10 protein-coding genes are annotated in these 12,166 nt (G+C 45.0%); 7 read left to right on the top strand and 3 right to left on the bottom strand.

Features of this window, described 5'->3' with window-relative positions:
- Nucleotides 1-141: 141 nt before the first annotated feature.
- The gene (locus QUA16_RS17840; RefSeq protein ID WP_333181274.1) at nt 142-798 is read right to left on the bottom strand and encodes a COP23 domain-containing protein; all 657 of its coding nucleotides are present in this window, start codon (nt 796-798) and stop codon (nt 142-144) included.
- Between the two features lie 277 nt (nt 799-1,075).
- Between QUA16_RS17840 and QUA16_RS17835 the strand changes: the two genes are divergently transcribed.
- The 5 genes from QUA16_RS17835 (at nt 1,076) to QUA16_RS17815 (ending at nt 6,322) form a co-directional block, all read left to right on the top strand.
- Complete coding sequence (locus QUA16_RS17835) at nt 1,076-1,570, top strand: DUF1643 domain-containing protein (protein ID WP_333104737.1); 495 nt, start codon at nt 1,076-1,078, stop codon at nt 1,568-1,570.
- A 318-nt stretch (nt 1,571-1,888) separates the two neighbouring features.
- The gene (locus QUA16_RS17830) at nt 1,889-3,574 is read left to right on the top strand and encodes an NAD-binding protein (protein ID WP_333104736.1); all 1,686 of its coding nucleotides are present in this window, start codon (nt 1,889-1,891) and stop codon (nt 3,572-3,574) included.
- Between the two features lie 169 nt (nt 3,575-3,743).
- Nucleotides 3,744-5,537, top strand: coding sequence for an N-acetylmuramoyl-L-alanine amidase (locus tag QUA16_RS17825; protein ID WP_333104735.1), 1,794 nt, complete (start codon nt 3,744-3,746; stop codon nt 5,535-5,537).
- 81 nt (nt 5,538-5,618) lie between these two features.
- Entirely contained in the window at nt 5,619-6,014 is a 396-nt protein-coding gene (locus QUA16_RS17820) for an SH3 domain-containing protein (RefSeq protein ID WP_333104734.1), read from the top strand.
- Between the two features lie 152 nt (nt 6,015-6,166).
- Nucleotides 6,167-6,322: a hypothetical protein gene (locus QUA16_RS17815; protein ID WP_333104733.1), complete on the top strand. Its 156-nt coding sequence runs from the start codon at nt 6,167-6,169 to the stop codon at nt 6,320-6,322.
- 37 nt (nt 6,323-6,359) lie between these two features.
- Here QUA16_RS17815 and QUA16_RS17810 read toward each other — a convergent pair whose 3' ends face one another.
- Together QUA16_RS17810 and QUA16_RS17805 are read right to left on the bottom strand one after the other, a co-directional pair.
- Nucleotides 6,360-6,920 (bottom strand): Uma2 family endonuclease, encoded by a 561-nt coding sequence (locus QUA16_RS17810; RefSeq protein WP_333104732.1) that lies wholly within the window; start codon nt 6,918-6,920, stop codon nt 6,360-6,362.
- A gap of 78 nt (nt 6,921-6,998) precedes the next feature.
- Entirely contained in the window at nt 6,999-7,976 is a 978-nt protein-coding gene (locus QUA16_RS17805) for a hypothetical protein (RefSeq protein WP_333104730.1), read from the bottom strand.
- Nucleotides 7,977-8,146: 170 nt separating this feature from the next.
- Here QUA16_RS17805 and QUA16_RS17800 point away from each other — a divergent pair, with 170 nt between their 5' ends.
- Together QUA16_RS17800 and QUA16_RS17795 are read left to right on the top strand one after the other, a co-directional pair.
- The gene (locus tag QUA16_RS17800; RefSeq protein WP_333104729.1) at nt 8,147-9,376 is read left to right on the top strand and encodes a CapA family protein; all 1,230 of its coding nucleotides are present in this window, start codon (nt 8,147-8,149) and stop codon (nt 9,374-9,376) included.
- Nucleotides 9,377-11,479: 2,103 nt separating this feature from the next.
- On the top strand, nt 11,480-12,085 hold the full coding sequence (locus QUA16_RS17795) for a transcriptional regulator (protein WP_333181273.1): 606 nt from the start codon (nt 11,480-11,482) through the stop codon (nt 12,083-12,085).
- Nucleotides 12,086-12,166: the final 81 nt, after the last annotated feature.

Below are 12,166 nucleotides of genomic sequence, written 5' to 3'. Positions count from 1 at the left end.
AACTGGTTCCTAGGCTCTGCCTGGGAACCGATATCCAGAGGCTCTGCCTCGCCAGCTTCCAGGAAAATTGGAGGCAGAGCCTCCTGATCTGTGTTACCAGGCAGAGCCTGGTAACGAGTAGATAACGAGTAGAATTGGAGATTAAATACCTCGATCGCCCTGCGGTTTTGCTACAGGAACTGACGGTTTATTGTTGGGAGAATTAAAAGCTCGATCGACCATATCTCCAAAGGGTACAAACTGCGGTGCAGACGATTGAGTTCCTGTTCTGAACGTTGTAACCGGCCCGCTGCCGTCTTGGGCAAAATTAATCAATCTCGTTAAAGCATCACCGGGATTTTTAGCATTGCGCTTGTCTAGGGTGAACAGCAGATTTTGAGAGTTGCAGCGCCCCTGTCCGTTCACATAACAAACTACGGGCAAGTTATTAACAATTCCTGTTGTTAACTGCAAGTTGCTCAATCTTCCGCCATTCTGGGCAACAGCTTTGGTCAATCTATTGGAAACAATTTGACAGCGCTGCCAAGGTGTATATTCGCGGCCGAACTCGGTAGATTTCCAAAGAATCATTGGATCTGTTGTGACATTTCCCCGCCGCGCAATTGTGACAAAATTCCGACCGGAAGTAACGCACTGAAATGTTGTTCTAGTGCTATTCCAATAGTTGCTGGGAGCTGCTTGCACTTGGCTTGCAAAGGCGACAGTACCGACGAAAACTAAAGCGGATGCTAATAAGGGTGCAGTCAATTTCATAATAACTCCTGCCGCTAAGGCAGCTAAATTTATGTAGGAAGTCATAGTTGTAGGGACAGGGCAGTGTCCCTACCTATTCACATTCCCCTGGTTGGCTGTCACACCCGGATATTTTTCAAATATTAAATCAGGTTATACCAATTCACTATGAAGCTGCATTTAATATAACGCTAAGGATATAGTTCCAACCAGAAAGACATCAGCCTCATTTAGTGTATCTTCATAGTGAATTGGTATGACCGTTTTGACGGTTGCTATAAGAAATTTATTGTTGAGCTGACAGAAGCCAAGTCTGACGGCTAAAATTTTCCAGGGCATTCAAATGAAACAAATTATGAAACAAGGTGCAGCGATCGATTCCACAGGACTCTACCGCTACTCTCTGTGGCGGGAGTGGGACGCCAATGCTCCCAGGGTCGTCTTTGTTATGCTCAACCCCAGTCGTGCGGATGCAAATACTGACGATCCCACACTCCGCCGATGCTTAGGCTTTGCCCGCTCTTGGGGTTGCGGTTCGATCGAAGTAGTCAATTTATTTGCTTACCGTGCCTCGCGACCAGATATTCTGCGCGTGGTATTAGATCCCGTGGGGCCTGAAAATGACCGCTATCTCCGAGAAGCTGTTGAGCGAGCCGATCGAATTATTGTGGCTTGGGGCAATCGTGGCAGCTTGACGAACCGATACCAAACCGTTTCCCCTTGGCTGAGTAACCGTGAAAATCTCTACTGCCTGGGAATTACCAAGAGAGGGCATCCGCGTCACCCGTTGTACGTTAGAAGCAGCACAACTCCTTTCTCTTATACCAATTCACTATGAAGCTGCATTTAATATAACGCTAAGGATATAGTTCCAACCAGAAAGACATCAGCCTCATTTAGTGTATCTTCATAGTGAATTGGTATTAGTTGCACCTCATGTCTGTAGGTACATGGCAGTGTGGTGTGTTTATTTCAACACTTGGAAAGGTGGCTTTAGGAACACGGCACAGCCCTTTCTTTGTTTCCAACACTTCCAGACTTTGGCACAAGTATCCTAGATAGTGTTTTTAGCTACATTCTTCAAAGCCAGAGCAGTCAACAATGGTAAGTAAAATTACAAAGGACAGCTCCGAAATCGGCTGGCAAATAAATTTTTATGAAACCTCGAATCATTGTTTGCGGGTTGGGCCACACGGGACACAAGATTTTTTGTTTGTTGAGACAGCAAGGAGCGATTGTGGTTGGTATTAGCGATCGCCCAATTCGCGGCGAAACTTCTGATGTGGTTGTCGGTAATTTGCAAGCAGCTTCTACCTTGTTGGCGGCAGGCATTCAAAACGCTCACACTTTAGTAATTGCAGCAGACGATGATGCTGTGAATTTGGCAATTTTGATGCAGGCGAGGATTCTCAATCCTCAGATTCGGATCATCAACAGATTGTTCAATACTAGCTTGGGCGACAGAATTGACCACACTTTGCCCGATCACACTTCCATGAGCGTTTCATCATTGGCTGCTCCGGTTTTTGCCTTTGCGGCTCTCGGAAATCAGGCGATCGGACAGTTGCGCTTGTTCGATCGCACTTGGCCGATTCACGAAGAATATATCGATGAAACACATCCTTGGAAAAATCGCCAACTGAGCGATTTGTGGGACGATCGATCGCGAATGTTGATTTATTATCTGCCCGCTGCTAACAAAACTGATTTAGTATCGGCGGTGCTTGCCGATCGGCAGTGTCAGCAGGGCGATCGGCTAATTGTTGCCACTCAGCCGACTATCCGCAGCACCCAAAAAACTTTAACTCAAAAACTGCTCAAAACATTAACTAAGCTGCACAGATTTCAGCAGCACAGCCAAGCAGCAGTAATTGTTGTACTGACGCTGCTGGCCATGATTGCCGTTGCTACTGCCACCTATATTTGTGTTGACGAGCATATCTCAATTGTCGATTCTCTCTATTTTTCAGTAGGGATGATTACCGGAGCCGGAGGCCATGAAAAAGTAGCCGAACAAGCTCCCGAAAGCATTAAACTATTTACCATTGTCATGATGTTAGTTGGAGCCGGCATCATCGGCATCTGCTACGCACTGCTCAACGATTACGTATTGGGAACTCGCTTTACCGAATATTGGGATGTGGCGCGAGTTCCGCAGCGCCATCATTACATTATTTGCGGACTCGGAGGAATAGGTATCCAAATTGCTAAAGAACTGCACACTAACGGTTACGATATTGTGGCGATCGAGCAAGACCCGAACTGCCGATTTCTGAACACGGCCCGCTCAATGAAAATTCCGGTCATTCAGGGAAGTGCCAGTTTGCCCGCAACTCTGGAAGCTGCTAATGTTAAGCAAGCGGCAGCACTTTTGGCGGTAACTAGCAGCGATATGTCTAATATCGAAATTGCCTTGAGCGCTAAAGGATTGGCTCCAAAACTATCAGTTATTGTTCGCAATCAAGACCCACATTTTGCTTTAATGGTGCAGCAAGTTTTTGAGTTTGAAGGAGTTTTGAACCCGACGGAATTGGCGGCTCCTGCTTTCGCGGCGGCGGCGATTGGAGGCCGAATTTTGGGCAACGGAATGACTGCTGATAGTCTGTGGGTTTGCTTGGCTACATTGATTACGCCAAACCATCCTTTCTGCGGCCACCGTATTCAAGATGCTGCTAAGTCTGCGGATTTTGTGCCTCTGTATGTGGAAACTAATTGTCAAACTCTCCACGGCTGGGATTTACTGAATTGTTGTTTGAGTACGGGGGATGTTTTGTATCTGACGATGCCGGCGAATCGGTTGGATCAACTGTGGAGAACGACCTCTGAACTAATTAAAACTTAATGGTTTTACGCGGGAATTTATATTGCCGATCGCTCAATTGCAACTACAAACCTGATAAAATGGGCTCTGTCTAGTAAATAAGACTTACGACTAATCCTCTGAAATCCGGTTTCTTAGGGCAAGTTCTAGTATAAATAATCAACAGAGTCTCAATTAGTTGCATTTTAGAATGAGAAAATTTTTAGGATTATGTGTGTTTGGCTTGATAATGGCGATCGCCTCTGTAGCTGTCGCCGCTCAACCTTTGTTCGTCGCTTATCCTCCCGCTAACCACAAAACTACAGCCGATCGCATCTTTTTAATCGGCACAGCGCCCGCACCGGGACAAGTGTTAGTAAATGGCAACCAAATTTCGCGCACCGCATCCGGGCATTTCGCCCCGACTTTTCCGCTGCAACTCGGCGAAAATGTCTTTACCTTGCGTTACGAAAATCAGGAAGTCAAAATTAAGGTGACGCGCGAGTCGAATCAGCCCGTAGCCCCTGTAGGATTGGCTTTTGCTAAAGATTCTCTGACGCCAAAAGTCGATGTCGCGAGTTTGCCGGGAGAATATATTTGCTTTGGGGCGATCGCACCTGCGAATGCTCAAGTTTCGGTAAAATTGGCGGGCGTTACTATTCCTTTAAAAGCGCGATCGCAAGTCGAACTACCCGACAACGCATCTGTACTTTTAGAGGCAAATTCCCCGATCAAAAAAGGCGGCAGCCAACAGTATCAAGGCTGCGGTAAAACCCCTGAGAACGCCCTCTCATCTAAGGGAGAAACAGTTGATTTAGGCGTGCCATCGTTTGAACTAACAATGAACGGTCAAACTATCAGCCAACAAGGTACTGGCAAGATTTCTATTCTGTCTCCGGCGGATTTAGAAATAGCAGAAGTAACGGCCGATCCGGGTGTTGCCAGAACCGGGGCGAGTACAGATTTTTCTCGGATGACACCGCTGCCGAAGGGAACGCGAGCAACAATTATTGGGCGCGAGGGAGAATGGCTCAGACTCGATTACGGTGCTTGGATTAAAGCATCGGAAGTGCGAATTGTCAAGGATACAGTGCCTCCGCGATCGATTATTCGTAGCGCCAGTTCGCGTCAAGTTTCCGGCTGGACAGAGGTATTATTTCCCTTAGAAACACCCGTCCCAGTCACCGTGCAGGAAGGAGAACGCACTTTCACTTTAACCCTGTACAATACTACCGCTCAAACTGACATTATTCGCCTCTCTGATGACCCGGTAATTTCGCGTTTGGAATGGCAACAAATCGCGCCACTGCAAGTACAATATACTTTTAATCTCAAATCTGCCCAGCAGTGGGGCTATAAATTGAGATACGAGGGCACCACTTTAGTGCTGTCTTTAAAAAACCCGCCGGCGAATACAAGCATGATACCTGTATCGCAAGCAAAGCCGCTGTCAGGAATTAAGATTCTCATCGATGCGGGACACGGCGGGCCCGAGGATTCAGGTGCTGTGAGTCCAGTGGGAATTAGGGAAAAAACAGTAGCTTTAACAGTGTCGAAATTGGTGCAACAGGAATTGGTAAATCGCGGCGCGAATGTGGTAATGACGCGGGTGGAAGATGTCGATTTGGATTTGCCGCCACGGGTGGAAATGATTCAAAAAGAAGAACCTGCGATCGCAATTTCAATTCACTACAATGCTTTGCCGGATAACGGCGACGCCATTAAGACTAAAGGAGTCGGCGCTTTCTGGTTTCACCCGCAAGCGCACAGTTTGGCAATGTTTTTGCACAATTATTTAGTTGCCAAGTTGAACCGTCCGAGCTATGGTGTATTCTGGAACAACTTAGCTATGACTCGTCCTGCCGTGGCTCCATCTGTTTTAATGGAATTGGGATTTCTGATCAATCCCGAAGAGTTTGAATGGATTTTGAATCCGACAGAACAGAAGAAATTAGCTGATGCCATCGCCCAAGGTGTTACCGAATGGTTTGCCTCAGTCCAATAACAGTTAGTAGTAAGGAATGAAGCCTTTCTCAAAAAAATCATAGTCAGGATTTCAGTTCAGCCAATCCAAGGAAATGAAATAATGCTAATTTTTACTCAATCAAAAGCCTTTTTTATTGCAGCCGTCGTTGCAAGTTTGAGTTTCTCACTTTACAGCTTTCCTGTTTTCGGCAAGCAGCAAAGCCTTGCTCCCGCAAAAGCAGAAGCTTTAAAAAAGCAAACTCAATGCTCGTTTATTACAGGTGAAGGTGGCGCTGTTAACATTCGCAAAGGCCCAGGCAATCAGTACCCGGTTGTAGCTAAATTGAAAAGGGGAGACGGAGTTAGGGCTGTCAGCAGACAAGGTAAGTGGGTGAAAATTGCGGCCAGGTTTTCAGGTAATCCTCCTAATGAAACTTTGACAATCCTTGACGGTTGGGTGAGCAATCAATTTATTAATGGCTGTTCCGAAGACCAATTTGACAGGTGGCGGAAATAGGGAATTTCCTAGGGGCGGGTTTTACAGACAATATATGTAGGGGCGGGTTTTACAGACAATATATAACGAGTACAAACAATCTATATAAACCCGCCCCCACACCACCAATAACCTACATGAACCTTGATTTTGATCGCCGGAGAAAAACATAGATGGGGATTTACTATTGGGTGGGGGCGGGTTTACTATATTGTCGATTATTGACAATAATTGTCGGTGAAACCCGCCCCTACGATCGGCGGTTGAAAGCGCAACTACACTTGCCTTGCCTCCGCGCCACGCGAGAATTTAAAGAAAAGGACATTTAAAACCGGATGTGATGTAAAAAAAGACGATCGTCCTGATTCATTCTTGCATTCTCAACCAGCTAAACACCTGTTCGGCGGTGATATTCAGGGGAATCATTTCGGGAACAGGAACGACATCGCTACCTTCGCAGAATTGCGGTTGGTGGTTGGGCAAAAACGCTAAAATAGATCGATCGTCGGGATCTATTAGCCACCCCAACTGACAATTATGTTGCAGACAGTGAATAATTTTTCTAGTTACGCGATTTGAGCTTTGTTGTGGCGAGAGAATTTCGATCGCCCAATAGGGCGCAATTAGCACATCATCCAACGGTTCACCACTGTCATCAAATTGAATCTGTTCCCACAATAGTACCGCAATATCTGGAACAATCGATCGACCGCCAAAGGTACACCGCAACTCTGGAAAAGCATAAGCTATCTTGGGTTCCTCTACCACTTCATTAATGACACGCAGGAATTGCCCCTGGAGACGAGAATGTTTAGTTTTCGGCATAGGTTTTTGGAGAATTTCCCCCTCACTGTATTCGCTAGCAGGTTTAGTTTCTGGCAGTTTCAAAAATTCTTCCAGGGTGAAGCGCCTAGTTGCGACTGTCATAAATAAATTCCTCAATTCTACCTATCTTCAGTGTAATTCAAAAATTATTTATTTTGCATAACAATGGTGCTATCTCGCCTAATTTCCGGGAACAATCTGCTGCTTAAACTCAAACAAATTAGGATTTTCCGGGTCATAAAAAGCCCGCAACCAATGCACGTTGGGAGAACCAAAAGTTTCAACTCTAGTAAAATTTTTCATTCTCGGTAGTTGAGTCTCATCGGTAAAATAGGGTAAAGGTTTATCGATGCGGAAATAGTGAGTATCGCCGTGGACGAATACAACCTGCCCTGGGAAATTGCCTGTTTCTGTTTCCAGAGTTGCGATAAAATCGTTGTAACCGCTTCTTCTTTTGTCCGTCGGATCGAATTCAAATCCCGGATTGGCCTGTGCAACTAACACAATTCCTTTGCTGTTGCTGCGTTTGGCTAAAGCAAAACATTCTTTGATCCAGGCTAAGTTAGCCCAATTGCGATCGGCATATTCTGCATCTGCTTCGGGAGTACGGCCAAAATTGTTGTTGCTTCCCGGCATATTAATCGCCAAAAACACAACGCCATGATAAATCCAGCGAACATTTTCGCGGAATTTAGCAAACTGCGGGTTTTCGCTTTGACGGGTGAGAGTTAAGGTGCGCTTTCCCAAACTTTGATTACCGTTGCTAAATATTTCTCGCAGTTTAGCCAGTCTTTCTACTGGATCGTAACTGCCGTTTTTTGAACGGTGGCAATCCGTCCATTCATTGTCACCATAAGCTAGAATAAACGGGATTTCAAAATTGTCAAATAACTGCTTGCGGCTGACAAAAGTTGCATCATCGCAGACACTAGAACCGTTTTTAATGTCGCCGTCGTGGACGACAAACGCTGCAGGCGATCGATTGATATCTGCAATCAAATTCGGAAATTGTGCTTCCTGTTCGGCACTGTAGGGCAAATCGCCAATCAAAGCAAATTCAAAAGGTTGATCTGCCGAACTTTCAGCATAGCTCAAAGTACCTAAACCGATAACCGATGCAAAAATTATAAATCCAATAATCAAATATTTTTTAAACATTCCTTCTCCAGTAGCCAGCAAACCATCGATATCCTAACAAAACTTGCGAACATCTCTGTTTTCTTCTTTTCCTCTGTGTTCTCTGTGCTCTCTGTGGTTCAAAAAAAAATCCGGCCTAAATTGCGATTATTAATGATACCATAAACACGATAAATTACTATAGATAAATTATGAAATTTCCCCCGACGCTCTCGGTAATAGCTGCATTTTTAATGGCTAGCTGCAATATCCAACCCCAAAAAATAAACCAGCAAACCAACACACAGCCTACAGAAAGTCGTAGCTTGCGGGGCGGGACGCCATCGCCAATTGCAGCCCCTGTTCCCCCCGAACCAAAGTCTGAGATCAAAGAAGCAAAACTAATTGCTGTCGGCGACATCATGATGCACAGTACCCAAACGCGATCGGGCTACGACGCAAAAAAGAAAACATACAATTTTGACAATTTCTTCGCACCAGTTAAAAGTATCCTGTCAACAGGCGATTGGGTGATCGGAAATCTCGAAACACCTTTAGCGGGCGAAGATGCGGGCGGATATACGGGATATCCGCTATTTAACGCACCGGCTCAATTAGCGGATGCTGCTAAAAAAGCCGGATTTAATATCTTGACAACCGCGAACAATCATGCTCTAGACCGTGGAGAAAAAGGAGTAATTAGGACTATCGCCAATCTGAGCGATCGCAAAATTGCTTCCACAGGAACAGCCACATCAGCCGCCGAGGCTTCACGCACTTTAATCAGCACCAGAAACAACATTTCACTAGCCATGCTAGCCTACACCTACGGCACGAACGGCATTCCCATACCCAAAGGCAAAGATTACTTAGTTTCCTTAATTGACGAAAAAAAGATAGTCAAAGACATTGCCAAAGCCCGAAAACAAGGAGCAGATATTATCGCAATTTCCCTGCATTTTGGCAACGAATATCAGCGACAGCCAAACACCCAACAAAAACAATTAGTGGAAAACCTATTAAAAGCCGGTGCAGACATCATTCTCGGCAGCCATCCCCACGTCGTCCAACCTTACAAAATTTTTAAATTGCCCGCAAAAAATGGGAAAACTCGCAAAGCTGTAGCAATTTATTCAATGGGAAACTTCATTTCCGGTCAGAATAAAAAATATACAGACTTAGGCGTAATTTTGCAAGTAAATATTCGCAAAAGATTTCCGGAAAAAACCACAGAAATTACAGATGTAAAAACACATCCTACTTGGGTGCACCGCTACAGCTTAAACAACACATTAAACTACCGCGTTTTGCCTTTAGCAAAAACAGTCACCGATCACAAAGATCCGCTATTAGCCCCTTCCCAATATCTGGTTCTCAAAAGAGATTTGCAGGATATGAACAATCATCTTAATTCTTTAAATAAACCTCAAGATAACAAGTAATCCCTCCCTTAAGCAGAGGGGGACTGGATAGCACTCTATCTAGGTTTTAGGTTGGATGCTTAGTCTATTCCACCTACTACTTAGGATCGTCGATTAAATAACTTCGTAGGTTGGGTTCGTGGAACAAAACCCAACAATCAAGCGTGGCTTTGGGCGGAGTGAAACGGAGGGTTCGTTCCACGGGCCCAACCTACAAAAAATGCAAGTTATTTAATTCTCATTCCTTACTACTTATTTTAGATAAGTCTCGCCTACACGTAAGTGAACAAACCTAGAGCGCTCTGAGTTAAAATCTGTCCTGCAAAACGGCAATTACTTCGTAATTTGAATTTTTTTCGCTGTAAATAGCAGTGCCAGAAATTCCATGAATCGGAGAGGTCTCTAAAGGGAGCATCTCACCTTTGCAGCCCTCCGCTACAAATTGGAGTTTTGAGGCAGGAGGCAGAAGGAAAGAGGCAGAAGGAAAGAGGCAGAAGGAAGGAGCCAGAAGAAGTATTTTTACAAATATGAGATGCTCCCCATCTAAAAGGTAGTCAGACGCAAGTGCCGTTTCCCTACAATTAACGGGGCAAGCGTTATATCCGATTGCGCGCGCCCAGAACAGCGCACGATTCTGATGGAGTTCTTCTGTATAATTCTCACAGTGAGGGCAAACTATTCTTGATGCTAAAACACGAGCGTCGGACGTAAAATTGTCCCTCAATTTGAGTACAAGTTTCTACCTTGACTCGAGGCAAGTCTAATCGATAGTCTAAATTAAAATTCATCACTATCACTGTATTGATTGCTATATTTTACGCCATAAACTCAGGAGAGCTTTCCTTCTGCCTCCTGCCTTCTACCTCCTGCCTAAAAACTCCAACTTCTACCTTGGCTGCTTTCATAAAAATACTCGGTAAGTGGGAAACTCAGTAGCTTCAGTCCTGAGAGGAAAACGGCCCGGCGATTTCAATCGCCTTGAATTCCCTTACGGGGCTGGAGAGGTATGGTTGCCCCATCTCCCATTTCTGGGGTAAAGTTCGCTTCGCCAATGTTATCGAGGCTTGTCACGCTTACAGCACTGTCGAGCGTGACTTTAAGACTGTTTAACGGTAAGCAACAGAGCGGAAAACTAGCGACGCATTCAAGGAGTGTTATGACCCCTATAACGTAGCCAACTAAGGCTTAGGCTGGTCAGTATAGCTTGCTTGATTTCTCTTACAAGCTCAGTGGCTTTAGCCCGCTCGTTACTGACTGATATGCTCCCTACATTTGACACTCTCCGACCTGAAGGTACGGAGATTCTTAAGAAGCTTTGACACTCTTAAAGGCGCTGTCAAGACACCTCTATACGTTCAAAACAACTACCTTTTGGTGTTGCAATTACGCTTACTTTTTTTTGCCTTATGCTTTCGTTCGCACTTTTCAACACATTTGCCAGTTCGGTACGCTCCCCATCCTGCGCTGCTTGGCTGTGCCATAGTCTTTCTCCGACAAAAATGCTGAGGGTGTCTTACTGCCCGGAATCTCACCGTTCTAGGAATGGTTCAACACGTAGTTGATACGCCTACTTGTTCCGCATTGTTAGATTATAAGTAGTAGGACACAATTAATTACACAAAAATTTGGGCTACAAGCCTTGTCTAGTAAAGAATCAGCAAAAAATCAGTGTGTAATTAATTCTGTCCAATTACTTAACACAGATTACTCGCAGCCTAAAGGCTGCAACTGCGTTTCATACCCTGCGGGAAAGACCGGGGTTCTCACGCGACGCGCTATAGCAACCGCCCAGGCGGCGCCGGACGAGTTCGATTGCTGAAACCCTTGCTCTGATTACGTCTGCCTCCTGCCTCCTGCCTTCTACCTCCTGCCTCCTGCTATACCTTCGGACTCTGATGCGATCGGGCGATCGACAAAATTGCTGTAGGGAAACCGCACTACCGTTTCCTGACTGCCGTTTTCTTACCCGCAGTTTTTTTTAAAGTCGCATAAATTTTCAGTAAATACCGATCTACACACTCGCCAAACCCAAAGTTAAAATATACCCAATAAAAAATAGCTCCTCCTAGCTGTTTTTTGGGCCAGCTAAATATCAGGGAGTGCATCTACGTGTCAATAAATAAAATGCTACAAGGCAGAGCCACTACACCTGCCCCAGGTTTTACCATGATTGAGCTATTGATAATTATTTTAATCATAGGAATATTTAGTGCGATCGTCGCCCCCTCTTGGCTAATGTTTATCAACAACCACCGTTTAAAGGTATCGCTCGATCGAGCTTATTGGGCAATGGAACTTGCACACAGCAACGCCAAACGATCCAAAATTTCATGGCAAGCTAGCTTCAAACAAGTAGGAGAAAATGTACAAATAGCCGTTCACCCAGCCGACATTCCCCCAGGCAAAGTACCAGCCAGTCAATGGAAAAACCTAGAACCGCAAATTCAAATAGATACAAATGAAACAACAGTGCTCCAAGTAAATGAAAACAACGAGCAAAAAACAAACGGCACAATCCGGCGAGTCATGTTCAACCATCGAGGTTGCCCCGTATCTCGAAGCGACCACGACTGCACGCTAACGAGTATAAGAGCCAAAGGAACCCTAACACTATATCATCCCAACTTAAGAAAGAGCCAACGCTGCATCATCATCTCCACTCTTTTAGGACATAAACGCACCTCCCAAAGACAATTAAAACCCAACGAAAACAAAAGATATTGTTACTGACAGGGCATTACTCACAAGTTAAGCTAAAAGCACTATTGTCAATGAGTAATTTTACTCATTTTTTACCTGTTGACCCAATTA

It is taken from the genome of Microcoleus sp. S13_C3, assembly GCF_036700905.1.
Classification (GTDB): Bacteria; Cyanobacteriota; Cyanobacteriia; order Cyanobacteriales; family Microcoleaceae; genus Microcoleus.
The sequence above is the reverse complement of the archived record's forward strand: the minus strand, read 5'-3'. Positions and strand labels throughout refer to the sequence as shown.